Origin of the sequence: Blautia sp. HCN-20427, from assembly GCF_037890365.1 — a bacterium.
Lineage (GTDB): Bacteria > Bacillota > Clostridia > Lachnospirales > Lachnospiraceae > Blautia.
Genome location: NZ_JBBKBX010000006.1, coordinates 72,549 through 96,121 on the forward strand (window position 1 = coordinate 72,549; position 23,573 = coordinate 96,121).

A 23,573-nucleotide genomic window follows, 5' to 3' on the forward strand; every position below is an offset into this window, starting at 1 on the left:
CAGGATATGGAAAAGCCCTATAATATGGTTTGAATTTATCATTACATACCTTTTGCTAGATTAAATATAAATTTTCAACGATTGGAGGCCAATCTCATGGCGCAGATTTTAATTGTAGAAGACGATTCTGTCATTAACAGCCTGATATACGAATTCCTCACAGACAACGGGCATCTCTGCAGACAGGCTTTTTCCGGCACAGAGGGGAAACTTCTGGCAGATATGGAAACCTTTGACCTCATCCTTTTGGATTTAATGATACCGGGAATGAAAGGGGAAGACCTTCTGACGTATATCCGTTTACATACCCAAACCCCGGTGATTGTACTCTCTGCCCGGTCTGCTCTGGAAGACAAGGTAGGTTGCGTTAGAAGAATTGGAAGCCCGCATCCAGGTACAGCTGCGCCGCCACAGTCCATCTCCTGCTGCCCAGGAAATGCTCCGCTATCAGGACTGGATATTAAATCTCAAAGAACACACCTTTACCGCAAAAGGTATCCCCGTAGAATTTACCGGACATGAGTTCGGGATTCTGGAACTTCTTGTAAAGCATCCCAAAAAGGTTTTTACCAAGCAGGAAATCTTTGAACTGGTGTGGCAGGAAAACTATTTTGTGGAGGACAAAACCATACATGTCCACATCAGTAATATACGGGCCAAGCTAAAAAAAACCCAGACAGACCATTATATCCAGACAGTATGGGGAATTGGCTTTAAACTGGCGGAACCATCTTTACCTTTTCTTTAATCTTTCTTTGCGCTTTTTGAAAATTTCTGAGAGATACTGTATGGAAAGAAACAGAAAAGGAGAGGATTTTATGGAATACGTTATTGAAACACAAAATCTCTGTAAAAGCTACAGAGGAAAAGCAGCAGTATCGTCTCTGAATATGCATGTACAAAAAGGCGATATTTATGGCTTTATTGGAAGAAACGGCGCTGGAAAATCCACCACGCTGAAAATGCTCTGCAACCTGGCCCATCCTACGGAAGGAAGCATTTCTCTTTTTGGAAAATCTCCGGATACGCCTTCCGTCCGCAGGCGTATGGGGGTTCTGATTGAAACTGCCGGATTGGAGCCTTCCTGCTCGGCTCACGAGAACATGGTATTAAAAGCATTGCTTATGGGCATTGTAGACCCGGAAAAGCAGATTTGCCAACTGTTAAGGCTGGTAAGACTCAATCCCGGAGACAAAAAGAAAGCCCGGCATTTTTCCATGGGCATGAAGCAGCGTCTGGGAATTGCCATGGCCTTGCTGGGCGGGCCGGATTTACTGATTCTGGACGAACCTATCAATGGACTGGACCCTGAGGGCATGAATGAAGTACGCCGGATTCTCATGGATTTAAACCGAAAAAAAGGTATCACGATTTTAATCAGTTCCCATATCTTAGGAGAACTGTCCAAAATGGCCACCCGGTACGGCATTATCAAAGATGGCTGTCTGATTCAGGAACTTTCCTCCGAAGAACTCAATGACAAATGCCGGGATTACCTCTGTGTAAAAACTGCCGATTCCAAGAAAGCCTCTGTACTTTTAGAACAGCAGCTTGGCCTGTCCCGTTATGAGGTACACCCCAATGGAGAAATCCGTATCTATCAAAAACTGGATTCTTCGGCTGTCACCAGCGTTCTGACTTCCGCAGATATTTCCGTCCAGGCCATTTATACACATCATCAGGATTTGGAAGGCTATTTCCTGGAATTAATGGAGCAAAACAAAAGTCAGGAGAAAGGAGGTATCTTCTATGCTTAACCTTCTTCGTATGCAGCTTCGCGCTGTCTTTCGCCAAAAAGGTCTTTATATTACAGCCGCAATTCTTTGTTTCGTACTTCTTATTGCCTTTGGAACCATGCGGCTGGTTTCTGACCCTGCGCTTGCAGAGAGAGCCCGTCAGGCCGGTATGGAGATTACCACAGATGATGTGTCTGACGCCTTTGCTTTTCAGGAACAGACACAGTCTGATTTTCTGGGAAGTCTGCTTTTCTCCGGAGGACTTATGAGCACTCTCATAGTCATTGTCAGTTCTGTGATTGTGTGTGATGATTTTACTACAGGATTTGGAAAAAACATTTTTTCCTACTATCCTAAACGAAGAGATTATATTTTCAGCAAACTTCTGACTTTGGGATTTGTAAGCGGATTTTTCCTGCTGTTTTTAACAGGTGCAACGCTTCTGCTCTTTCCTGCTGCAGGTTTTCAAAATCCTCTGGGCAATCCGGTACAGTTGGCCGCCATGCTGGTTCTTGGCTGGGCAGGGCTTTTCAGTCTCTGCGCTCAGAATCTTTTGTTCTGTATGCTGACCAGACGGGTGCTTGTAAGCGTTCTGCTTTCTGTAAGCTGCGCACTGGGGCTGTTTGGCGCAGCAGCAGATTTTATGGCGGGCCTTTTCGGCGTTCACATCAGTCTGCTTTTTCCGCCGCTGAATGTACTGGCAACACCCGCTTTGGCAAAAACCTTTCAAAGCGGTGCATTCCTGCAGCCAGGCGGTGCTCTGCTGGTGGCCTTTCTCTGGACTGCTTTTTATACAAAGCTCTCCTGTGTAGTATTAAATAAAAACGATATTTGCTGACAGGCAGTTTCTTTGCCTGTCTGATGAGGAAAAACCATGGTACTGCTTATTCTTATTCTTTTTGGACTGGTACTGTTTCTCTTCTTCCGGCTCATGCTCTTTAAAAAGCAGCTCCGGGAGTTTACCGGGCAGCTGCAGGACTTCAGCCCTGACAGCAACCAGCGTCTGACCTGCTTTCTCCGTGACCGGGAACATCTTGCCCTCTGCAGCCAGATAAACCGGTCTATGGACGTTTTGCAGCAGGCGGTTCTGACTGCGGAAGAAGCGGAAAAAGATTTAAAATACACCATGTCCTGTGTATCCCACGATATTCGCACTCCGCTTACCGGAGCAGCGGGCTATATGCAGCTTCTGGAGCGAACCCAGGACCCGGATAAGCGTGAAAAATACTGCCGGATTGTCAGACAGAAGCTGGAGGATTTGGAAACACTTTTGGAGGAGTTGTTTCTCTATACCAGACTGACTGGAAATGAATTTCCCATAGAAATGAAAAAGATACAGCTATTTCCTGTTTTATGTGACGCCCTTGCAGGATTTTATCCCCATTTTCAGGCGCAGAACAGAGCTCCTTCTATTTCCTTTGAGCAGGAAAATGCAGAGATACAGGCGGACCCCGCACAGCTTAGAAGAGTTCTCCGAAATCTGATTTCCAATGCTCTGACCCATGGACAAGGAACGCTTTTTATTTATCAGAAAGGGAATACTCTGTCCTTTGTCAATGAAACCAAAACCTGGGAGACGGTTCATCCCAAGCTGCTTTTTGAACGTTTTTACCGGACAGACCAGGCAAGGCAGGGAAATCATGCGGGACTTGGGCTTTCCATTTCCAGAGAGCTGATGTTAAAAATGCAGGGAAATATTTGTGCGGAATCCAAAGACGGCCGTCTTTGGATTACCCTTACCTTTGCAAAAGAAAAAACAGGGGTTTAAACCTTTTCCAAAAACGTTTATAATAGAGAAAAAAAGCAGGAGGTTTACATTATGAATACATCAGAAGTAATACGAAACCGTCACAGTGTCCGAAAATACAAAAAAGGGGTGCAGATTCCCCGAAAAGATATTGAAACCATGCTGGAAGCAGCTATGATGGCCCCAAGCGCCTGCAATACCCGGCCATGGGAATTTGCAGTCGTGGAAAATCCGGAGATTCGAAAACAGATTATGGAAATCAGCCCTTACACCAAAATGCTGGAGACCGCCAGCCTTGCCATTGTGGTCTGCGCCAGACCGGATTTGCAGGAAGGAAGAGGCAGCGGATTTTTCCCTCAGGACTGTGGAGCTGCCATTGAGAACCTGCTTTTACAGGCAACGGATTTGGGTTACGGCACCTGCTGGTGCGGTTTTTATCCGGTTATGGAACGTGTGGAAAAGCTTCGGGACTTACTGAAGGTTTCCAGTGTGCCTCTGGCAGTCATTGCCGTAGGAGAAGCCGATGAAGAGCCGAAAACCCGTGGTTTCTTTGATAAGGAACGGGTCACTTATATCGAATAGGAGCTGCCGGATTATGAAAAACTTGAAGGAATTATTTGAAATCGCGAAAGCTTCTATGGAACAGCAAAAAGATTTCGTCTTTGTTACCGTGATTGCCAGTTCCGGCTCTACCCCCAGAGGCGCCGGTTCCCGCATGCTGGTGCTGCCGGACGGAACCTCTTTTGGCACCATAGGAGGCGGCAGTGTAGAACATACTTCTGTTTTAGAGGCCCAGAAAGCTCTGACAGAGAAAAAATCTTCCTGTCGGGCCTACCGGTTAAGAGAAAATCAGGCCGCTGACCTGGGTATGATATGCGGCGGTGACGTCTCTCTTTATTTTCAATATATTTCATGGGAAAATCAAGATTTTTATCAATTGTGCAGCAGACTTTTAGCGGACTGGAACAAAAATGAAAATTCCTGGCTGCTTCTGGATATTACGGAAGAAACTGCATGGCAGTCTGGTTATTACCAGGAAAACAGTGGTCTTTGGGGGCTCTCCCTCTCAAATCCGGCCCCTCTTTTAAAGCCCAATGCTGCACAGGCGGTTCTAGACGGGCGCAGATACTACAGTGAACCTTTGGTACGAAAAGGCATGGTTTACATCTTTGGCGGCGGCCATGTAGCGCAGGAGCTGGTTCCCCTGCTGACACATCTGGAGTTTTCCTGCACTGTCTTCGATGACAGGGAACACTTCAGCAGTCCCCGGCTTTTTCCTGCTGCCGCAAAGTGCATTACCGGAGATTTCACCCGGCTTTCCGACTATTTTGAAATTACGCCGGAGGATTATGTCTGCATTATGACCAGAGGACACCAGTACGATTATCTGGTGCAGCAGCAGGTTTTAAAGACACCTACAAAGTATATCGGTGTCATGGGAAGCAAACGGAAAAAAGCCATTATACGGGAAAAACTCTTGCACGACGGCTTTACACCGGAAGAACTGGCACGAATTACCACCCCTATCGGACTGAATATTCAGGCAGAAACTCCCAGTGAAATTGCTGTGAGCATTGCAGGAGAACTGATACAGATACGGGCAAAGAACGGATAAAATATCCCTCAAAAAACAGACATAGGATTTTATTCCTATGCCTGTTTTTTCAAATATTATGCAAATTCTCCCGTCACCATTTCATACAAAAATTCCAGCGCGTCTTCCATACTGCTTTCCTCTATGTCAAACCCCGGATTATGCACCGGATAATTTTTTTCATCCTCTTTTCCAGCCAGAAACACAACCCGCATACCAGGAATCTGTTCCATATAAAAGGCTGCATTATCCCCTACCAGAAAGGGCTTTTCTCCCAGAGAAAATTTCTCCTGAAGCAGTTTCCGGCCGATGGCAGCGCCCCGTTTTACCAGTTCTGCATCGTTAATCATCGGCGGTATTTTCTTTTTCATTTCCAGACAAATATCCGCACCTGTTTCTTCTTCTATTTGTCGTATTGTATTTTCCAACTGCTGCCACACATAGGAGAAATCCTGTTCTGCAAAAGCCCGAAGAGAGCCTTTTAATACCGCCTCACCTGCTACAATATTCCCCGCCGTTCCGGCAGACATCTGTCCAAATCCCAGGACAAAGGGATATTCCGTCTGCAGCGTTTCATTTAATCTATGAATTTCCACAGCCAGTCTGGACGCTGCATACAAGGCATCAATTTCCTCTTTTGGCTGAAACCAGTGGCTGGATTTTCCCCTCACAGAAATGGTAATACCGCCAATAGCTGCTGTGGTAATACTCTTTTGAATCTCCATACTCCTGGATTCCTGATTAGCGAAATGAAAAATCAGAATTTCCCTCACTTCGGGATTTTTCAACGCTCCATGCGCCATCATATACGCTGCCCCTTCTCCGGTTTCTTCACCCGGCTCAAAGAGAAAACGCACATTGCAGGACAAAGCGCTGCGGTTTTCCCAGAGCGCTTTCGCCAGACACAAATTCACCGCTGTAATGGCGTCATGGCCGCAGGCATGCATTTTCCCCGGATAAACAGAAGCGAAAGAACATCCCGTCTGTTCCTGTATGGGAAGTCCGTCTATTTCGCTTCGGATAGCCACGGTTTTCCACTGGGGATTTACCTGAATATCGGCAATCACTCCGGTTTTGCCCGTCCTGCGGCAGGGAATTCCCCATTTCTGCAGATGTTCCAGCAAAAAACAGCTGGTTTCCTCTTCCTCCATGCTCAGCTCCGGGTGGCGGTGCAGCCAATGGCGGAATTCTCGAAGTTCCCCGTAATATTCCTGACACGTTCTCATAGGTTTCCTCTCTCAGTCCACGCCGTTTCTGGCGCAAATATCCTTCAGACAGCAGTTCTCGCAGTGGGGCTTTGTCCTTGCCGTACACACGTCTCTGCCGTGATAAACCAGACGGTGGCAAAAGTCACTGCCTTCTTCCGGAGGAATGATTTTCCAAAGAGCCATCTCCACCTTTTTCGGTTCTTTATATCCGTCCACCAGCCCCATACGGTTCACCAGGCGAATACAGTGGGTATCTGTGACAATGGCCGGTTTGTGAAACACATCGCCCATAATGAGATTGGCGCTCTTTCTGCCTACGCCGGGCAGCTTTAAAAGCGCGTCAAAGTCCTCCGGAACCTTTCCCTGATACTCCTCCCACAGGATTTTCATACAGGCGCTGATATCTCTGGCCTTGCTTTTTCCAAGTCCGCAGGGACGGACAATCTCTTCAATTTCTTCTGGTTTAGCCAAAGCCAGAGCCTGCACATCCGGGTATTTCTTATAGAGTTCTTCTACCACCACATTCACTCTGGCATCGGTACACTGGGCGGCCAGACGAACGCCCACCAGCAGTTTCCAGGCCTGGTCATAGTCCAGCGTACACCCGGCATCCGGATATTCCTGTTTCAGGCGCTGAATGATTTCCAGCGCAAGTGTTCGCTTCCTTTCTTCTGTATTCTTCGCCATAACCTTATCTCTCTCCTTTCTGCCATTTTCTCTGTCTGTTATTTCTGGTTCGCCGGTTCTACAGCAATGGATTTCCCCTTGATCTTCACATTTTTCATGGCATACAGCACAGATTTTGCATATTCCTGAGGTACTTCTACGAAGGTATATTTATCAAACATATCAATGGTACCAATGAGTTTACCCGGCATGCCGCTTTCACCTGCCAGCGCTCCCAGAATGTCTCCCGGTTTTGCTTTGTGTTTCTTGCCGATATTAATAAACAGCCGCACCATCCCCGGTTCTTCTGCCCCGGTATCTCCGAAGTCTGGCTCTTCCTCTTCTTTTATCTCAGACATGCCGCTCTGCATTTTCAGAAAGGCTGCCGCTATATCCATAGCCGTATAATCCGAATGATTCAGCTTGTCCTGAATAGCATCAATCATGGCAGTCAAATCTTCCTCTGCAATCATGGTTTCCACATAATCCAGAATATTTTCAATCTTAGTATTTGCCACATCATTTAAAGACGGCACTTTCTGCGCAAAAATCTTGGTCTTGCAGTAGCGCTGAATTTCTTTTAACTTATAAACCTCTTTTCCGGATACAAAGGAGAAAGAACGGCCAATACGGCCTGCACGTCCGGTACGGCCAATGCGGTGCACATAGTATTCGTCATCCTGCGGCAGGTCATAGTTAAATACCGCCTCGACCTCATCCACGTCAATTCCTCTGGCTGCCACATCCGTTGCCACCAAAATGTCCGTTTTCCCGCTGCGGAAGCCCTGCATAACCCGGTCACGCTGCTCCTGCTTCATGTCTCCGTGAAGCCCTGCTGCAAAATAGCCCCTCCCCAGAAGGGCAGTCACCAGCAAGTCCACCTGCTTCTTCGTATTGCAGAAAATAACAGAAAGCTTTGGCGTATAAATATCCAGCAGGCGGGTCAGCACTTCCTCTTTATTCTTGGGCTTTACTTCATAATAAAACTGCTCAATATTGGGCACAGTCAGTTCTTTCTTGGTAACCTTAATAACCTTTGCCTTTTTCTGGAATTTTTTCGTAATTTCCATAATGGCTTTCGGCATAGTGGCAGAAAACAGGATGGTCTGCCTCTCTTCCGGCACCCCTTTTAAGATTGTTTCAATATCATCCCGGAATCCCATGTTCAGCATTTCGTCTGCTTCATCTAAAACCACGGTATGAATCTGGTCCATTTTCACCGTTTTTCTCCGCATATGGTCCATGACACGACCCGGTGTTCCTACAATAATCTGCACCCCGCTTTTCAGAGATCGAATCTGCTTTACAATTTCCTGGCCGCCATAAATAGGAAGAACTTTAATGCCATGCATATATTTTGCCAGACTGCGGATTTCCTCTGCTACCTGTATAGCCAGTTCCCTTGTGGGGCACAGGATAATACTCTGAGGCTTTTTTTCCTTAGGATTGATTTTCTGCAGCAGGGGAATTCCAAAGGCTGCGGTCTTGCCCGTACCGGTCTGGGCCTGTCCAATGATATCCTTTCCTTCCATAATAGTAGGAATCGCTTGAGCCTGAATGGGAGAAGCCTCCTCAAAGCCCATATATTTCACAGCTTTTAAAATCTCCGGGCAAAGCTGCAGATTTTCAAATTTCACATTTTCCATATTTATTCTTTACCTCTTCTTTCTAACTACTCATAAAAATGGAGTTGCCGCACCGCACATTCTCGACATGCAATCAATGCAACAACTCCATAAATCAAGCAATCGTTTTTCTATCATACCAGAACTGTATCAAATTGTCAAACAGCGGGAGCCTCTCCCAAAACTGCCCGGACACAGTTTGCGGCTGGAAAGTCCTTTTTCCCCATTCCATAGCCGATTTTTTCCATTTTCATCTCCCTCATTCTGCCATAAGCAGAGGCAAAATAGGTGAGAATCGCCGCACCTGTAGGAGTACAGAGTTCCCCTTCCATCCTTCCCGCATTGCAGGGCACTCCCATAAGAATCCGAGCCGTGGCAGGGGCCGGAACCGGAAGTACCCCGTGAGCGCAGCGCACCTGTCCAAATCCTGTGGTAACAGGGGAAACCAGCACCTGTTCCGGCTTCAGTTCATGTATCAGCATGACGCAGCCTGTAATATCCGCAAGAGCATCTGCCGTACCCACTTCATGAAAGTGAATTTCTGTAATGTCACGGCCATGTACCTGGCTTTCCGCCTGGGCGATGATACGGTAAATATTCTTCACATCTTCTTTGACAGCCTCATCTGTCTGCAGCCGGTCAATCTGCTCTGTAATATCCTTCATCCCCGCATGGTGATGATGTCCATGGGCGTGTGTATGCCCGTGGTGGTGTTCATGCACTTCCTGAGATTCAAGTCCGCTTCCCTGTAAGGATACCTCCTCACTCTCTTCTTCGGCGCCGTCTACATGCACAGAAACGTGCGTTCCCGTAATCCCACATTTCACTGCCGGGTTTGCAGACACCTTCACATGGGGGAGGCCAGCCTGATTCAGTTTTTTCAGAAATTTTTCCCGGTCCGGAATCAGTTCCAGAAGAGCGCCCATGAGCATATCTCCGGCGGCCCCCATATTGCACTCTAAATATAAGGTTTTCATTCTTTTCTCCCCTCCAGATGATTGATCATACTTGCCAGATACCCCGCACCGAATCCGTTATCAATATTTACCACACTGATACCGCTGGCACAGGAATTCAGCATGGACAAAAGAGCGGAAAGTCCTCCGAAATTCGCCCCGTATCCTACGCTGGTGGGTACTGCAATCACCGGACAGTCTGCCATACCGCCGATGACGCTGGCCAGAGCCCCTTCCATACCTGCAATGGCTACAATCACCCTGGCACTCATAATATCCTCAATATGGTCCATCAGCCTATGCATACCCGCCACACCCACATCGTAAAGACGAACCACTTCATTTCCGTACACTTGGGCAGTCAAAGCCGCCTCTTCTGCCACCGGCATATCGCTGGTTCCTCCGGTAGCCACCACAATTTTGCCCACCCCGTCCGGTTTCGGTATTTGTCCCACAATGCCTGTCCGGGAAAGGTCGTCATAATGCAAATCCAGGGAAGCGCCCACATATTCCGCCGCCTCTTTGCTCATTCTGGTAATCAGCACCGTCTTTTCCCTTTCTTCCACCATGGCCTGGGCAATCTTTAAAATCTGTTCTTTTGTTTTTCCCGCACCGTAAATCACTTCTGCCATGCCCTGACGGATTCCCCTGTGGGTATCCAGCTTGGCAAAGCCCATTTCCTTATAAGGTTCTGTTTTTATCTGAAGCAGAGCATCTTCCGGCTTTACCTGTCCTCCGGCTACCTGCTCCAGCAAATTCTGCAGCTCTTTTTTGTCCATGTATCTCAGGCTCCTTTTCTGTTTGCTTACCTCTATCATACTCCTTAGACCCGGCTCCAGGGCAAGCATTTTTTACTCAAAGGTTTGCGTCAAACGTTTGAGCTATCCTGTTTTTCTGATTTTTCTCCTATTTGCATTACTTTATATTTTACCGGAACCTGATTTTTCTGTCAACTGCCAATGAGCGACAACTGCCGGCAGACCTCTGCCGCATCCAAAATATGGCTGGGTTCCGTCTCATGACTCCCCGGTGCGTCTGCGGTTATCAGAATATACTCCTTCCCCCCTAAGCTTAAAAGACTTCCCAGACAAAGTCCGGCTTCCGAGGTATAACCTGTCTTTCCGCCCAGAATTCCCGGCTCCGAAATTCCGTTCTGCTCCATTTCCTGGCGCATGGTGCTGTACACGGTAAATCCTTCCGGATGGGAAGCTGTGGGAGCCATGCTATGACTTTTTGCAGTGAAAATTTCATAAAACTCCTGATTTTTTAACGCATATTCCAGAAGCAGGGATAAATCCTCTGCTGTGGTGTAATGGTCTTTGTCATGAAGTCCGGTTACATTTTTAAAATTGGTATGTTTCATTCCCAGTTTCTTTGCCTTCTGATTCATCTCTTTTACAAAGGCCTCCTCCGAACCGTCGCAGACCCTTGCCAAAGCTTCACAACACTCCGCGCCTAAAGGCAGCAGAGCACCGTAAAGCAAATCCCGGTAAGAAACCTGGTCTTGAGGGGCAAAACCCGCCATGGACGCTCCCTGGGCATATAACTCCCGGAACATATCTCCGTCAAGAACCGTTGTATCATCCAGATTATCCAATTTCTCCATGGCAAGAACCACCGTCATGATTTTAGTAAGAGACGCAGGATAAATCCGTTCATCGCCCTTTTTTTCAGCCAGAATTTTTCCAGTGGAAAGGTCCGTCAGCACGGCTGCTTTGCTGGAGAGTTTTTGGAGATTTAGAGTTTCAGAGAGGACTCCTTGTTCTGTTTCCCTGTTCTTTTGCAGTAAATTTCCCACCGCCCAGGTTCCCAATGCCAGCAGCCCATACGTCACTGTCAGAAACAGGATAAACCCCATCAGCATATGCTTTCTTCTTTTCCTTCTTCGTCTTTTTGACATGAAAAACACCATCCTTTTCGTTTGTTCTACAGATTTCTCTCTGTATCTAATGTAACAAACACAAAAGAATGGTGTTTTAAGATTTTCCTGTGTATTTCCTAAGATTTTATTAATTTGAGGGTTTTTCCGGCAGTGTCACCCGAAAAACGGTTTTCTCCTGCTTACTTTCCGCCGAGATACTTCCCCCGTGAAGCTCCACAATTTCCTTTGCAATGGCAAGTCCAAGACCTGCCCCTCCCGTATTGCTTTTTCTGGCCTCATCCATACGGAAAAATTTCTCAAAAATCAAATCCAGTTTCTGCTTCGGAATGGTTTTTCCATGATTTTCAAAAGAAATCACAGCCTGTTCCCCCTGCTGCTCTCCTCTTACTACAATTTCTGTGTCCGGATAACTGTAAGCAATGGCATTTTTCAGTAGGTTATTAAAAACTCTGGCCAGCTTCTGCGAATCCGCGTACACGAAAAATTCCTGGGGCAATTCCAGACGGACCGTATTATGCCCGGATGACAACACAGGATAAAATTCTTCCGTCATCTGTATCATCATATAAGACACATCCAGATTTTCTTTTTCCAGCACCATATTCTGCAGATTATACCGGGTAATTTCAAAAAATTCCTCTATCAGACTGTCCAGACGTTCTGCCTTTCCAAGGGCAGTGTGCACATATTTTTCTCTCTGTGCAGCAGGCATATCCGGCGCCTCCTCTAAAAGATTCAGGTATCCCAGCACCGAAGTCAGGGGGGTTTTCAAATCATGGGCTAGATAGGTAATCAAATCATTCTTCTTCTGGGCCTCTTCCTTTAAGCGCCGTTCCTTTTGCTGCATGTCCGCCTTTATCTACACAATCTGGGTACTGACCTGGGCATATTCCGAAGGAAAAATTTCTTCTGCTTCCAGTTCACTGTGCATATACTGATGAATCTTCCGGCTGGTATCCAAAAGAAGTTTCTCTGCTTTTCGCTTCTGACTGAAATAAGAGACAAACGCCAAAGACAGGGCAAAGAACGCCGCCGCCAGCAAAAAAACTTTTGCCAGAAAAGGTTTTAACACATTCCAGGCAATTTGACGCTCTACATAAGCCGTCTCCCCCTCATAAACGGTCTGCTCATACACAAACCGATGGGTAAACCAGTCCACAAAAGCCCCGTTAAAAAACACATCCGCTATATAGTAAATGGTATAGCAGATAAGGGGAACCGCTATAAGCGCAGCAAATAACCTGATATACCGAAGACGTTTGTTTCTCCGTCCTTTAGTTTTCAATTTTGTAGCCACACCCCCAGACTGTCTTAATGTACCTGGGCTTTTCGAAGGAGTCCTGCATTTTTTCCCTTAAATGCCGTATGTGAACTGTAATGGTATTGTTGCTCTTACTGTAATATTCGTCTTTCCAGATTTGATGAAACAATTCCTCGGAGCTGACTACCTTCCCCTTTTCTTCACAGAGAATTGCCAAAATGGCAAACTCCGTAGGCGTCAGGGAAAGCGGGCGTTCATTTAAAGTACACTCATGAGTTTTCTTATTCAGCACCAATCCCTTATGTGTAAGAATATCCCCTGCGTCCTGCACGGTTCCGGTATTATACCGCTTGTACCGGCGAAGCTGGGCTTTAATTCGCGCCACCAGTTCCAACGGCAGAAAAGGCTTTGTCATATAATCATCTGCCCCCAGAGCCAGACCGTTAATCTTATCCAGTTCCCCATTTTTGGCCGTAAGCATAATAATGGGATAATTATGTTTTTCCCGGATTTTCCTGCAAAGGGTAAGACCGCTGATATCTGGCATCATAATATCCAGGACAGCCAAATCCGGCACTTCGGTCTCAATGCAGGCCAGAGCCTCTTTGGAATCGTAAAACTTCCGTACTTGAAAACCTTCATTTTCCAGGTAGACCTCTATCAAATCTGCGATTTCCTGTTCATCATCTGCAACCAGTATCTTTTCTTTCATCATCAGCCCTTTTCTTCCAATTCACACAAAAGTTGTGTCATGGTTTTTCCTAAAAGAGGGTGTCTTTTATACGGTGCAATTTCACACATGGGTTTTAATACGAAATCCCGAAGCTGCATTTCCACATGGGGAATGATTAAATCCTCTGTTTCCAGTACTTCGTCATCGTACAGAAGAATATCCAAATCCAGGGTTCTGGGTCCCCAGTGAACCAACCGTTCTCTGTGGGCATTTTGTTCAATTTCATGCAGACGTTCTAAAAGCTCCTGAGGGGACAGCAGGGTTTTCAGTTTCAGGCAGGCATTTAAGAAATCATCCTGCTCCACACCCCCATAAGGCTCTGTCACCAGATAGGAAGATACCTTTTCCACCTGGCAGTCTTTTGCGCTGTCCAGTTCTTTGATAGCCTGATTTAAATAGCCCTCCTTATCTCCCAGATTAGAGCCGAGGGCCAGATAAGCCGTGTGCCAGAACCGGGTAATTTTCACGGAAACCGTCTCCAGAGGCAGTCCCACCGGCGCCCAGGGCTTTTTCAATTCCAGTGTCACACCTTTTAAAAGAGGATACTGCAGCAGCACCGTTTCTGCCAGGTCTTCTGCTGCCGCCTCAATGAGTTTCCGGGGATGTTCTTTTGTATAGGCCGTCATAAAGCTGCTGACTTCCCCGTAATGCACAGATTCTTCCAGACAGTCCGTTTTCCCTGCCTTTCTGGTATCCACATACATGGTAAGGGAAATCACAAATTTCTGTCCCAGACTGGTTTCCTCCGGAAAGACTCCGTGATTCGCAAAGACTTCCAGATTTTCCACATGAATTTCATCATACTGCAATGTTTTCATGGCTTATTTTCCTTCCCTTAAAATGGCCTGCGTCATGCGGATAGCCCTTAAATTTTCTTTTACATCGTGGACACGGACAAAAGCTGCCCTTTTCTGTACTCCCAGAACCGTAGTCGCTAAAGTACCCTCCACGCGCTCGTCAGAAGGCAAGTCCAGAGCCGTTCCGATAACGGATTTCCGGGAAGTGGCCAACAGTACCGGATAGCCTAATTCCACCAGACGTTCCAGATGATGAATGGCCATCAGATTGTGCTCATATGTTTTTCCGAATCCAACGCCTGGATCCAGAATGATTTTGTCATCGGCAATGCCTGCTTTTTTCGCAATAGCCAGAGACTCCCGCATATCCTGGCACATATCGTCTAAAAAGTTGTTGTATTCCGCTTTCTCCCGGTTGTGCATCAGACAGCAAGGCACCTGATATTCGGCAATCAGTTCGGCAACTTTTGCGTCATATTTCAGTCCCCAGATATCATTCACCAGGTCAGCCCCTGCCTTTAAAGCCGCTTCCACTACTTCTCCTTTATAGCTGTCAATGGATACCGGAATGTCAAATTCCTTTTTTACCATTTCAATCACCGGCACTACCCGGTCAATTTCTTCCTGAATGGAAATCTGCACATGACCGGGGCGGGTGGATTCTCCGCCAATATCAATAATGGCCGCACCTTCCGCAATCATATCTGCTGTGTGCTTTTTTGCCTTTTCTATATCATTCCACTTGCCCCCGTCAGAAAAAGAATCCGGGGTTACATTGAGAATTCCCATAATGGAACAGTCCTGTTCCACATCAAACATACGATTTCCGATTTTCATCATAAGAAGTTCCTCCTAGCTTACACCTCTATGGTAAGATTTTTCTTTTCTGTGCTCCATTTACATTCTGCCTGTGCCGAACAAAAGAGACAGGTCCTGGATTTCTTGTCTGCGCGGTATAAGAGTCCCGCCAAATCCGCTCTGGTTCCGGTATCTGCTGTTCTGTGGCCGGAAATTGCCTCCAGAATTGCGTTTTCTTCTTCTTTCGTATAGCCGCAGTCCGGCAGAATCTTTTCTGCCAGAAGCTGGCTTCCCTGGTCATGGGGTATGTTTTGGGTGTATTCCAGCCCTCTGCCGATGTCGTGAAGCAGGGCAGCACCATATATCAGTTCCTTATCCAGAGCCAGACCTTTCTCCAGATTTTCAATATAGGCCAATCTTGCCACATCTAAAAAATGCGCCACATCATGCCCGCAGAAAACCCGCTCTTTTTCCAGTTCCTGTATCTTGGCCACCGCCTGCTGCCACAGCGCATGACTGCAGATTTTATTTACTCTGTCCATATTTACCGTCTTTCCAGCATACGGTAGAAATTGTTCTGCAGCTTTTCATTGTCATCAAAGACGCCTCTGGTAACCACAGTAACCGTTTTTGTACCCGGTTTTTTAATGCCTCTCATAGTCATACACATATGCTCTGCTTCTACAAGCACCATAACGCCCTGAGGTTTCAGCTCCTCCATAAAAGCATCCGCCACCTGCGCGGTCAGACGTTCCTGAAGCTGAAAACGCTTTGCAAACACTTCCACGGTTCTTGCCATTTTGCTCAGTCCCACCACTTCGCCATTTGGAATATAGGCAATGGCTGCGGTACCGTAGAAAGGCAGCATATGGTGTTCGCAGAAGGAATAAAAAGGAATATCCTTTTCCAATACCATATCGTTGTTATCTACATGAAATCTCTTTTTCAGGTGTTTTGCCGCATCATCTGTATAGCCTGCTGCCAGTTCCTTATACATTCTGGCAATCCGGTCCGGAGTCTCTAAAAGTCCCTCCCGGTTAATATCTTCTCCAATTCCTTCCAGAATCAGTCTTACGCCTTCTTCGATTTTTTCTTTATCCATTTTGTTCTTCGTCATTTTCCTTACCCTCACATGAAATTGCTTTTACTGCGTCCTTTAAAAAAGACAGGGAACCAAAGATAATCACTGCGTCTTCTTTGTCCGCGCGTTCCAGAGTCTTTTGGACTGCTTCTTTGATACTTTTGGCCGCCTCCACAGACGGATTCACCTCTGCCACCGCATCCCGCAGTTCTTCAGCCGGCAGGGCACGGGGATTTCCCGGTGTTTCCACGGTTATAATGTCCTTTGCATAAGGTGCGGTCAATGCAATGATTTTCCGGTAGTCTTTATCCCTAAACACACCGAAAATATAGTGCAGGTTTCTGTCCTTGTAATACAGTTCTATGGAACGCTTTAATTCCAGAGCTGCAGCCGGATTGTGCGCACCGTCCAGAATCACATCCGGATTTTGGGCAATCCGTGTAAATCTGCCTCTCCAACAGGCCTTGTGCATACCTGCCCGAACCTGCTCGTCAGAAAGAAGGAAGCCTATTTCCCGCAAAGCCTCCACAGCCTCCAGCGCCAGAGCGCCATTCTCCACCTGATAACTTCCGGCCAGGGAAATTCTCACCTCTTCCCATTTGCCGTAGGTAAAACTCTGCCCGGAAAGTCCATAGGAAATCTGGCTTATCTGTTCCTGCTTTACCGTCCGCAGGCAGCAATGCTGCCTTTTGCAGGTTTCTTCTATCACTTTTTGGGCTTCTTCCTTCTGGGCTGCACAGACTACCTGGGTATGGGGCTTAATAATGCCCGCCTTCTGCACGGCAATTTTCTCCAGGGTATCTCCCAGAAATTCCATGTGGTCCATACTGATAGAGGCAATGACCTCCAAAAGTGTGGTAGTAATCACATTGGTAGCGTCCAGAGCCCCTCCAAGCCCTGTCTCCAGCACTACCACATCACATTTTTTCTCCTTAAAATAGAGAAAAGCCAGAGCAGTCTCCACCTCGAAAATCGTAGGTGTTCCCGCATGCTGCTCCGCCATATCTTTCACAGCCTCTGAAATGGCTGTCACATGACGGGCAAGAGATTCTTTTTCAATTTCTTTCTCATCGACCTGAATCCGCTCCCGATAAGAAAACAGTGTAGGGGATATGTACCTTCCTGTGCGATATCCCGCGCCGGACAGTATCGTTGAAAGATAAGCCAGCACAGACCCTTTCCCATTTGTTCCGGAAATGTGGATAAACTTTAAATCTTCCTGGGGATTACCAAGTCTGACCAGCAGCTCTTTCATATTCTCCAAGCCAAGTACACTTCCGTATTTGGAAATTTCGTCCAAATATACTCTTGCTTCTTCGTAATTCATATTACTCCTATCCGAGACGGTTTCCCACCTCTTAATCTATTACAACCCCTATTATATCCCTTTTTCCCCCATATCTCAACGGGATATTTCAGCAAGTGCCTTTTTAAATTGACGGGCAAAAAGAACCACCGTAAAAATCACGGCAAACGTGTCTGCCACCGGCTCTGCCATATAGACTGCTTTCGTCTTATCCCCGTCAAAAATCAAGGGCATAAGGTAAATCAGAGGAATCAGGAGCACAAATTTTCTCATAACGGCTACTAGGATAGAGGCCTTTGCGTTTCCGATAGACATAAAAGTCATCTGACACGCCATCTGAATACCGAAAATAAACAGAGCAGCCATATAGACACGCAGCGCGGTCTCTGTAAAATTCATCAGGGTTCCGTCAGAAGTAAACATTCCGGCAAAAGCCCTTGGGAACAGCATCACCAGTCCCCACAGCAGCAGGGAATAAAACAAACTGACTTTCAAGAGCAGACGGAACGCCGATTTTACACGTTTTCCATTGCGGGCACCGTAATTATAACTGATAATGGGCTGCGCTCCCTGTCCCAGTCCCTGCAGCGGCAACATGGCAAACTGCATCACACTGGTAAGAATCGTCATGGCGCCTACGGCAATATCTCCGCCGTATCTCTGCAAAGAAGAGTTAAAACAGATGGAGATAATACTTTCACTGGCCTGCATAACAAAAACAGAAGAACCCAGAGCAATACACGGAAAAATGACCTTCCTCTGCAGTTTCAGATTCTTCTTCTGAATACGCAGGAATGTTTTCTTTCCGAAAAGAAATGCCATTACCCAGATACAGGATAATCCCTGAGAAAGGATGGTGGCAAGGGCCGCTCCTTTTACCCCCATGTCCAGACCAAAAATAAAAATGGGGTCCAGGACAATATTGGCAACCGCACCAATCAGCACAGACAGCATACCCGTCTTCGCAAATCCCTGAGCTGTAATAAAAGCGTTCATACCAAGGGTAAGCTGTACAAAAATAGTTCCCAGTGCATAAATATTCATATAGCTGACACCGTACTCAATGGTATCCTCACTGGCCCCGAACGCCATGAGAAAATCTCGGTTCCAAAGCAGCAGCACGGCTGTTAAAATAGTGGAAATCACTATCTGCAAAGTAAAGCAGTTGCCCAAAATTTTCTCTGCAGACTCATTGTCACCTTTCCCCATGGCAATAGAAGCTCTGGGAGAACCGCCGTTTCCAACCAGTGCTGCAAAGGCAGACACAATCATAATCAGAGGCATGCAGACTCCCACTCCGGTCAGCGCCATGGCCCCCGCCTTAGGAATATGTCCGATATAAATACGGTCTACAATGTTGTAAAGCATGTTGATAATCTGCGCGGCAACCGTGGGCAGCGCCAGATTTAAAAGCAATTTTCCAATGGGCTGTGTACCCAGAAAATCTTTGTCACTTTTCATGAAAACTCATTCCTTTCTCAATATTTTCCATAAGCTGTCTGTTGATTCTCTCGTATATCTCTTTTTCTTCTCCGGAAAGACCGGCAAAAAGCTGCTCCTCAAACTTTTGATTCACCTTTTCAATTCCGCTGCAAATGGGAATTGCCGCCTCCTCCAAAGACAAATGCACTTTTCTGCGGTCCGTTGTATCAGCGTTTCGTTTTACAAGCCCTTTTTTTACCAAAAGTTCCACGCCCTGTGATACATTTCCCTTGGGAAGCCTTCGCAGCTCCACAATCTCTGCAGCAGTATCCTTTCCCGGATTGTTATACAGAAATCCGATAATGGCGATTTCTATCTGTGAAAGCCCATATTCTCCCCGAATATTTTCTAGACACTGCTCATACAGCTTTGTCACACACCGCATCAACAGCCGCATATCTGATGCTTCCGGCCTCATTTTCCACCTCTCCTTTCCCGTTGCTGATAGTTTTAAAAAGAACCGTTTTGCAAAGAACTATTATAGGCCTTTTTTCTTTTTTGTCAAGACTTTGCCATATTGAGAAAATCTCTCCTGCACAGTATAATAGAGTAACAGAAAGACATCTTTAGGAAGACAGACAACAGGAAAGGGGATACCTTATGCGCGTAAAACAATATCTGAGAAATCAACTGCCCGTTATTTTTATCCATGTTTTGGGTATGCTGGCACTTGCCCTGTTTTTACTGGCCAATGGCAATGCCGTACAGACGGTTCTGTTTATTCTTATGGTCTGGCTGCTTGTTTTGCTTTCATACTTAGTCATTGTCTGCTGTATGCAAAAGACTCGTCTGAACAAATTGTTAGACATGGCAGAGCAGTTAGAGGAACGGTACTTAATACCGGAAATCATGGCTGTACCGGAGAAAGCCGCCGATCAGGTCTTCTACCAGATTATGAAAATGGCAGAAAAATCTATGATTGAAAAAATAGGGGAAATCCAACGGGAACGAAAAGAATATAAGGAATACATCGAGCAGTGGATACATGAAGTCAAAACCCCAATCACAGCCATGAAGCTGCTTTGCGAAAATAACCGTTCCTCCTTTACCCGAGAACTGCTGGCAGAATTGGAAAATGTCCAGCAATTTACAGAACAGGCGCTCTACTATGCCCGTAGTGAACATACAGAAAAAGATTACTCTATACGGGAAATCCAGCTAAGTGATGTGGTACATAACGCCATTGCAGACAACAAATATCTTTTGCGGCAGAGCAATATGAGAATTACTGCAGACAACCTGGAGCACTGTGTTTATACGGATGATAAATGGATACGGTTTATTTTAAACCAGCTTATCAGCAATGCTGTCAAGTATGGTACAGAACAGCCGGCTTTACACTTTTTTACGGTAAGAAAGCAGGAGCATATTCTTTTATGTATAGAAGACAACGGAATCGGCATACCCCCAGGCGACCTGCCCCGCATTTTTGAAAAAGGCTTTACCGGACAGAATGGACGAACCGGCAGAAATTCCACTGGAATTGGGCTGTATCTGTGCAAGCGTCTTTGTGATAAGCTTGGAATTGGGCTGACTGCTTACTCGAAAGAAAAAGGGACAACTCTTACGCTGTCTTTTCCTGTCAACGATTTTGTTACCGGGGTACAGAACTGACAGGCTCTGCAATTCTTACATTTCTGTAAGAACTGTGTAAGAAAACCTGATACAAAAAAATTCCCAGGCCATTTATAATCCAATACAGAAAAGACTTAAGGAGGTCAGACACATGAGTACCATTTTGAAATTGGAACATATCCAAAAATACTATGGCAATGAAGGGAATATCACGAAGGCCATTCAGGATATCAGCTTTTCCGTTGAGGCCGGAGAATTTCTCGGTATTATGGGGGCGTCCGGCTCCGGAAAAACAACGCTGCTTAACTGTATCTCTGCTATTGATACCGTAAGCGCAGGCCACATTTATTTAGAAGGAACAGACATTACGGAGATAAAGCCAAAGTCTCTTGCCCGGTTTCGCAGAGAAAACTTAGGTTTTGTCTTTCAGGACTTTAACTTATTAGATACCTTGACAATTTCCGAAAACATTGCCCTGGCTTTGGCCATTCATAAAACCCCGGCTCAGGATGTGGAACCCCGCATTTGGGATATGGCGCAAAAGCTGAATATCTGTGATATTCTAAACAAATATCCCTACCAGGTATCCGGCGGCCAGAAACAGCGCTGCGCCTGTGCAATGGCTCTCATCAACAATCCCAGGCTGCTTTTGGCAGACGAACCCACAGGAGCTTTGGACAGCCATTCCTCTCAAATGCTTTTGTCCACCATGCAAGGTATCCACGAACAGATGGGCGCTACGATTCTCATGGTAACCCATGACGCTTTTACAGCCAGCTATGCCAATCGTATCCTCTTTCTCAGGGACGGGGAAATCTTCACGGAACTGTGTAAGGGACATGACAGCAGAAGTGCTTTTTTCAATAAAATTCTGAATGTCCTTACCATGATTGGAGGAGGGCAAAGCCATGTATGTTAAACTTGTTCTCAAAAATGCCCGCCGGTCTGTAAAAGACTATTTAATCTACATTGTAACCATGACTATCTGCGTTGCCCTGTTTTATTCTTTCCTGTCCATTGCCAGCAGCTATTACAGGCCGGATATAGGAAGTGAATACGACTTCACACTCTTAAGTGACGGCTTGAAAGCAGCCATTTGCCTCATTACATTGCTTGTGCTGTTTTTGATACATTTTGTCAATCGTTATATGCTTCAGCGCAGGCAAAAAGAATTTGCAGTGCAGTCCGTCATGGATATGGAACAAAAAAATCATTGGCAGGATTTTCTTTGCCGAAACCTTTCTCATGGGAACACTCTCTATTGTGATTGGAATTTTCCTTGGTGTGTTCTGTTCCCAATTTATCACTGCCCTGCTGCTGACCTCCTATGGGAAAAGTTATGAATTGACATGGATCCTGTTTCCAGATACGGTTTTGCTGACTGTCTGCTTCTTTGTATGCAGTTTCCTGCTTGTGGGGATGTGGAATACCCACGCCATCCAAAAGGCAAAAATAATGGATATGCTTTTATCAGGCAGGGAAAACGAGCCTGCATTAAAAAGGAGTCGTTGGATTTCTGGTGTGATCATCCTCTTTGAAGGATTGTCCGTGTGGATGCTCCTTACAGGAATACAAAAAGTCTGGTTTTACTATGACTCCCGATTCGCCCTTCCTGTACAAATCATGTTCTGGGGAAACATTCTCTTTCCGGCCATGACTCTGCTTTGGTCTGTGCTGTGCCTGATAAAAAAGAAAAAAGCAAGTGATTCTACACTGCTTTCAGGTTTGCTTGTATGCTCTGTTCTAAATGCATGCACAGCAGCCAGTGTCCCCGCATTGACAAAGGAATACTATCTGGCCTTAGGCAGCGGAACCATCCATCAATATCTGGTATTTGTCCTGATGGATTTGCTTTTCTTTATTTGTGCTTTCCTTTACCTTGCCGGCAGCTTCCTTTTGGCCTGGAAAGAGAAATCGTCCAAACACAGATACCGCCAGGAAGCTCTTTTCTTTTTTGGACAGATTTTATCGAAGCTGAATACAACCAGCAAGACCATGACTCTTATCTGTATAACCTTAGTGCTTGCTGTTTTTCTGTTCATTGCGGCCCCCATTTTGGTGAATTGGGCTTCCGGTTATCTGGATATACGCTCTATGTATGATGTGCAGATTTATTCCGGATACAACGACGTATATGAAGAAGAAAATCTGCCCCATGATACTTATGACCTGGTGACAGATTTTTTGGCAGAACACAAGCTTGAAGCGGCATACGACTGCACTTTTCATCTATACCTTCCAAACAAAGATGATTTTCACAGCCGCTCAAAATACGATTTTCCTGTTGCGGCAATTTCTTTAAGCGACTACAATGCCATACGGGAAATGCTTGGATATACTCCTGTTTCTCTGGCAGAAAATGCGTTTACCACGCAGTGGAAGTCCATTGCAGAGACGGAAGAAATAGACCGCTTTCTGGAAAGTCATACCCATGTTGCAACAGACGCCGGAACATTAACGCTCTCTAAGCAGTCCTTTTATGAAGACCCCATTGGGGAAACGGCCTACAATTCCTATACCAATGTCCTTTATGTGTTCCCGGATAAGGTGTGTGAGCGCTTGCTTCCGGTTATGCAAAACCGCTATATTACAACAAAGGAAACGATTTCTTATGAAAACGCCCGCCAACTGGAAAAAATTTTCACAGCAGAATATCCAGAAGAGACAGATAAAGAAACCAGTTATGGAATTCGTTTAAGCACCCTGCAGATTAACAGCACAAAAGCAAGTAATTTCATCTTACAGGCTGCAATGCTTTATGGTGCTGTGGTACTCATGGTGATTTGCCTTACGATACTTTCCCTGCAGCAGCTTTTGGACGCAGACCAGTACAAATACCGCTTCTCCGTACTTAGAAAATTAGGCGTGGAGGAGCCGCGTATACAGAAACTGGTGCTGAAGCAGTTAGGTGTCTGGTTTGGCCTTCCAGTCCTTGTAGCTGTCATAGTTGCTGCTGTTGTGATTGCCTATTTTGTACAATCTATATCAGCAGAAATCTCTGCGTATATTGGGGTTACCGCCTTGCTGCTGCAGGCAGGCACAACTGTAAGTATTCTGGCCGGTTTATTCCTCTGCTATTTTATAAGTACATGGATACTTTTCAGCCGCTCCATCCATTCATAAGGC

General features: G+C 46.0%; 25 protein-coding genes and 1 pseudogene. 10 read left to right on the plus strand and 16 right to left on the minus strand.

The window, feature by feature from the left end:
* Positions 1 to 96: 96 nt before the first annotated feature.
* From WKT17_RS05315 to WKT17_RS05345, 7 genes are all read left to right on the plus strand, one after another.
* Entirely contained in the window at positions 97 to 522 is a 426-nt protein-coding gene (locus WKT17_RS05315; RefSeq protein WP_291683584.1) for a response regulator transcription factor, read from the plus strand.
* Complete coding sequence (locus tag WKT17_RS05320; protein ID WP_308781677.1) at positions 437 to 748, plus strand: winged helix-turn-helix domain-containing protein; 312 nt, start codon at positions 437 to 439, stop codon at positions 746 to 748. Before WKT17_RS05315 ends, WKT17_RS05320 begins: the two co-directional genes overlap by 86 nt.
* Positions 749 to 818: 70 nt before the next feature.
* Positions 819 to 1,757, plus strand: coding sequence for an ATP-binding cassette domain-containing protein (locus tag WKT17_RS05325; protein WP_302229499.1), 939 nt, complete (start codon positions 819 to 821; stop codon positions 1,755 to 1,757).
* The gene (locus tag WKT17_RS05330; protein WP_173749702.1) at positions 1,750 to 2,574 is read left to right on the plus strand and encodes an ABC transporter permease; all 825 of its coding nucleotides are present in this window, start codon (positions 1,750 to 1,752) and stop codon (positions 2,572 to 2,574) included. Before WKT17_RS05325 ends, WKT17_RS05330 begins: the two co-directional genes overlap by 8 nt.
* A 36-nt stretch (positions 2,575 to 2,610) precedes the next feature.
* Positions 2,611 to 3,504 carry a sensor histidine kinase gene (locus tag WKT17_RS05335; RefSeq protein ID WP_173749703.1) on the plus strand — a complete coding sequence of 298 codons (894 nt, stop codon included), beginning with the start codon at positions 2,611 to 2,613 and terminating at the stop codon, positions 3,502 to 3,504.
* Between the two features lie 51 nt (positions 3,505 to 3,555).
* Positions 3,556 to 4,065 (plus strand): nitroreductase family protein, encoded by a 510-nt coding sequence (locus WKT17_RS05340; RefSeq protein ID WP_173749704.1) that lies wholly within the window; start codon positions 3,556 to 3,558, stop codon positions 4,063 to 4,065.
* 13 nt (positions 4,066 to 4,078) lie between these two features.
* The gene (locus tag WKT17_RS05345; protein ID WP_340271885.1) at positions 4,079 to 5,098 is read left to right on the plus strand and encodes an XdhC family protein; all 1,020 of its coding nucleotides are present in this window, start codon (positions 4,079 to 4,081) and stop codon (positions 5,096 to 5,098) included.
* Positions 5,099 to 5,154: 56 nt separating this feature from the next.
* Here the strand turns inward: WKT17_RS05345 and WKT17_RS05350 are convergent, their stop codons facing one another.
* From WKT17_RS05350 to WKT17_RS05425, 16 genes are all read right to left on the minus strand, one after another.
* Entirely contained in the window at positions 5,155 to 6,303 is a 1,149-nt protein-coding gene (locus tag WKT17_RS05350) for a M20 metallopeptidase family protein (RefSeq protein WP_340271886.1), read from the minus strand.
* Between the two features lie 12 nt (positions 6,304 to 6,315).
* A complete protein-coding gene (locus WKT17_RS05355; RefSeq protein WP_173749707.1) occupies positions 6,316 to 6,972 on the minus strand; it encodes an endonuclease III domain-containing protein in 657 nt (218 codons plus the stop codon).
* Between the two features lie 38 nt (positions 6,973 to 7,010).
* Positions 7,011 to 8,597, minus strand: a complete 1,587-nt coding sequence (locus WKT17_RS05360; protein ID WP_294460489.1) for a DEAD/DEAH box helicase — start codon at positions 8,595 to 8,597, stop codon at positions 7,011 to 7,013.
* A gap of 137 nt (positions 8,598 to 8,734) precedes the next feature.
* On the minus strand, positions 8,735 to 9,553 hold the full coding sequence (locus tag WKT17_RS05365) for a LarC family nickel insertion protein (RefSeq protein ID WP_173749709.1): 819 nt from the start codon (positions 9,551 to 9,553) through the stop codon (positions 8,735 to 8,737).
* Positions 9,550 to 10,311, minus strand: a complete 762-nt coding sequence (gene larB / locus WKT17_RS05370; protein WP_173749710.1) for a nickel pincer cofactor biosynthesis protein LarB — start codon at positions 10,309 to 10,311, stop codon at positions 9,550 to 9,552. The genes WKT17_RS05365 and larB overlap by 4 nt, the downstream gene beginning before the upstream one ends.
* A gap of 170 nt (positions 10,312 to 10,481) precedes the next feature.
* On the minus strand, positions 10,482 to 11,432 hold the full coding sequence (locus WKT17_RS05375) for a D-alanyl-D-alanine carboxypeptidase family protein (RefSeq protein WP_173749711.1): 951 nt from the start codon (positions 11,430 to 11,432) through the stop codon (positions 10,482 to 10,484).
* Between the two features lie 109 nt (positions 11,433 to 11,541).
* Complete coding sequence (locus WKT17_RS05380) at positions 11,542 to 12,261, minus strand: sensor histidine kinase (protein WP_330606206.1); 720 nt, start codon at positions 12,259 to 12,261, stop codon at positions 11,542 to 11,544.
* Positions 12,262 to 12,273: 12 nt separating this feature from the next.
* Positions 12,274 to 12,699, minus strand: a complete 426-nt coding sequence (locus tag WKT17_RS05385) for a hypothetical protein (protein ID WP_340271887.1) — start codon at positions 12,697 to 12,699, stop codon at positions 12,274 to 12,276.
* The gene (gene vanR / locus WKT17_RS05390; RefSeq protein WP_173749756.1) at positions 12,689 to 13,387 is read right to left on the minus strand and encodes a VanR-ABDEGLN family response regulator transcription factor; all 699 of its coding nucleotides are present in this window, start codon (positions 13,385 to 13,387) and stop codon (positions 12,689 to 12,691) included. Before vanR ends, WKT17_RS05385 begins: the two co-directional genes overlap by 11 nt.
* A gap of 2 nt (positions 13,388 to 13,389) precedes the next feature.
* Positions 13,390 to 14,226 carry a 2-amino-4-hydroxy-6-hydroxymethyldihydropteridine diphosphokinase gene (folK, locus tag WKT17_RS05395; protein ID WP_173749713.1) on the minus strand — a complete coding sequence of 279 codons (837 nt, stop codon included), beginning with the start codon at positions 14,224 to 14,226 and terminating at the stop codon, positions 13,390 to 13,392.
* Between the two features lie 3 nt (positions 14,227 to 14,229).
* Positions 14,230 to 15,042 carry a dihydropteroate synthase gene (gene folP / locus WKT17_RS05400; RefSeq protein WP_294460564.1) on the minus strand — a complete coding sequence of 271 codons (813 nt, stop codon included), beginning with the start codon at positions 15,040 to 15,042 and terminating at the stop codon, positions 14,230 to 14,232.
* A 20-nt stretch (positions 15,043 to 15,062) separates the two neighbouring features.
* Positions 15,063 to 15,545, minus strand: a complete 483-nt coding sequence (locus WKT17_RS05405) for an HD domain-containing protein (RefSeq protein WP_173749714.1) — start codon at positions 15,543 to 15,545, stop codon at positions 15,063 to 15,065.
* A gap of 2 nt (positions 15,546 to 15,547) precedes the next feature.
* Positions 15,548 to 16,105, minus strand: a complete 558-nt coding sequence (gene folE / locus WKT17_RS05410; RefSeq protein ID WP_207718895.1) for a GTP cyclohydrolase I FolE — start codon at positions 16,103 to 16,105, stop codon at positions 15,548 to 15,550.
* Positions 16,098 to 17,411, minus strand: coding sequence for a bifunctional folylpolyglutamate synthase/dihydrofolate synthase (locus WKT17_RS05415; RefSeq protein WP_173749716.1), 1,314 nt, complete (start codon positions 17,409 to 17,411; stop codon positions 16,098 to 16,100). Before WKT17_RS05415 ends, folE begins: the two co-directional genes overlap by 8 nt.
* A gap of 75 nt (positions 17,412 to 17,486) precedes the next feature.
* Positions 17,487 to 18,851, minus strand: coding sequence for an MATE family efflux transporter (locus tag WKT17_RS05420; RefSeq protein WP_298060853.1), 1,365 nt, complete (start codon positions 18,849 to 18,851; stop codon positions 17,487 to 17,489).
* Positions 18,841 to 19,290, minus strand: coding sequence for a MarR family winged helix-turn-helix transcriptional regulator (locus tag WKT17_RS05425; protein ID WP_180211140.1), 450 nt, complete (start codon positions 19,288 to 19,290; stop codon positions 18,841 to 18,843). The genes WKT17_RS05420 and WKT17_RS05425 overlap by 11 nt, the downstream gene beginning before the upstream one ends.
* A gap of 182 nt (positions 19,291 to 19,472) precedes the next feature.
* Between WKT17_RS05425 and WKT17_RS05430 the strand changes: the two genes are divergently transcribed.
* The 3 genes and pseudogenes from WKT17_RS05430 to WKT17_RS05440 all read left to right on the plus strand — a co-directional run bounded on the left by WKT17_RS05430 (position 19,473) and on the right by WKT17_RS05440 (position 23,570).
* A complete protein-coding gene (locus WKT17_RS05430) occupies positions 19,473 to 20,486 on the plus strand; it encodes a sensor histidine kinase (protein WP_294460508.1) in 1,014 nt (337 codons plus the stop codon).
* 112 nt (positions 20,487 to 20,598) lie between these two features.
* The gene (locus tag WKT17_RS05435; protein ID WP_330027371.1) at positions 20,599 to 21,366 is read left to right on the plus strand and encodes an ABC transporter ATP-binding protein; all 768 of its coding nucleotides are present in this window, start codon (positions 20,599 to 20,601) and stop codon (positions 21,364 to 21,366) included.
* Positions 21,356 to 23,570 (plus strand): annotated as a pseudogene (locus WKT17_RS05440) (FtsX-like permease family protein). The gene WKT17_RS05435 and the pseudogene WKT17_RS05440 overlap by 11 nt, the downstream one beginning before the upstream one ends.
* Positions 23,571 to 23,573: the final 3 nt, after the last annotated feature.

Bases quoted from the DNA above. Each gene is read 5' to 3' on its own strand.
- WKT17_RS05425 (WP_180211140.1), bottom strand. From the start codon at position 19,290: ATGAGGCCGGAAGCATCAGATATGCGGCTGTTGATGCGGTGTGTGACA.
- WKT17_RS05380 (WP_330606206.1), bottom strand. From the start codon at position 12,261: ATGCAGCAAAAGGAACGGCGCTTAAAGGAAGAGGCCCAGAAGAAGAAT.
- WKT17_RS05355 (WP_173749707.1), bottom strand. From the start codon at position 6,972: ATGGCGAAGAATACAGAAGAAAGGAAGCGAACACTTGCGCTGGAAATC.
- WKT17_RS05375 (WP_173749711.1), bottom strand. From the start codon at position 11,432: ATGTCAAAAAGACGAAGAAGGAAAAGAAGAAAGCATATGCTGATGGGG.
- folE (WP_207718895.1), bottom strand. From the start codon at position 16,105: ATGGATAAAGAAAAAATCGAAGAAGGCGTAAGACTGATTCTGGAAGGA.
- WKT17_RS05340 (WP_173749704.1), top strand. From the start codon at position 3,556: ATGAATACATCAGAAGTAATACGAAACCGTCACAGTGTCCGAAAATAC.
- WKT17_RS05330 (WP_173749702.1), top strand. From the start codon at position 1,750: ATGCTTAACCTTCTTCGTATGCAGCTTCGCGCTGTCTTTCGCCAAAAA.
- larB (WP_173749710.1), bottom strand. From the start codon at position 10,311: ATGGACAAAAAAGAGCTGCAGAATTTGCTGGAGCAGGTAGCCGGAGGA.
- WKT17_RS05365 (WP_173749709.1), bottom strand. From the start codon at position 9,553: ATGAAAACCTTATATTTAGAGTGCAATATGGGGGCCGCCGGAGATATG.
- WKT17_RS05415 (WP_173749716.1), bottom strand. From the start codon at position 17,411: ATGAATTACGAAGAAGCAAGAGTATATTTGGACGAAATTTCCAAATAC.
- WKT17_RS05335 (WP_173749703.1), top strand. From the start codon at position 2,611: ATGGTACTGCTTATTCTTATTCTTTTTGGACTGGTACTGTTTCTCTTC.
- WKT17_RS05430 (WP_294460508.1), top strand. From the start codon at position 19,473: ATGCGCGTAAAACAATATCTGAGAAATCAACTGCCCGTTATTTTTATC.
- WKT17_RS05325 (WP_302229499.1), top strand. From the start codon at position 819: ATGGAATACGTTATTGAAACACAAAATCTCTGTAAAAGCTACAGAGGA.
- WKT17_RS05435 (WP_330027371.1), top strand. From the start codon at position 20,599: ATGAGTACCATTTTGAAATTGGAACATATCCAAAAATACTATGGCAAT.
- WKT17_RS05320 (WP_308781677.1), top strand. From the start codon at position 437: ATGCTCCGCTATCAGGACTGGATATTAAATCTCAAAGAACACACCTTT.
- WKT17_RS05360 (WP_294460489.1), bottom strand. From the start codon at position 8,597: ATGGAAAATGTGAAATTTGAAAATCTGCAGCTTTGCCCGGAGATTTTA.
- folK (WP_173749713.1), bottom strand. From the start codon at position 14,226: ATGAAAACATTGCAGTATGATGAAATTCATGTGGAAAATCTGGAAGTC.
- WKT17_RS05420 (WP_298060853.1), bottom strand. From the start codon at position 18,851: ATGAAAAGTGACAAAGATTTTCTGGGTACACAGCCCATTGGAAAATTG.
- WKT17_RS05345 (WP_340271885.1), top strand. From the start codon at position 4,079: ATGAAAAACTTGAAGGAATTATTTGAAATCGCGAAAGCTTCTATGGAA.
- WKT17_RS05350 (WP_340271886.1), bottom strand. From the start codon at position 6,303: ATGAGAACGTGTCAGGAATATTACGGGGAACTTCGAGAATTCCGCCAT.
- WKT17_RS05405 (WP_173749714.1), bottom strand. From the start codon at position 15,545: ATGGACAGAGTAAATAAAATCTGCAGTCATGCGCTGTGGCAGCAGGCG.
- WKT17_RS05315 (WP_291683584.1), top strand. From the start codon at position 97: ATGGCGCAGATTTTAATTGTAGAAGACGATTCTGTCATTAACAGCCTG.
- vanR (WP_173749756.1), bottom strand. From the start codon at position 13,387: ATGAAAGAAAAGATACTGGTTGCAGATGATGAACAGGAAATCGCAGAT.
- folP (WP_294460564.1), bottom strand. From the start codon at position 15,042: ATGAAAATCGGAAATCGTATGTTTGATGTGGAACAGGACTGTTCCATT.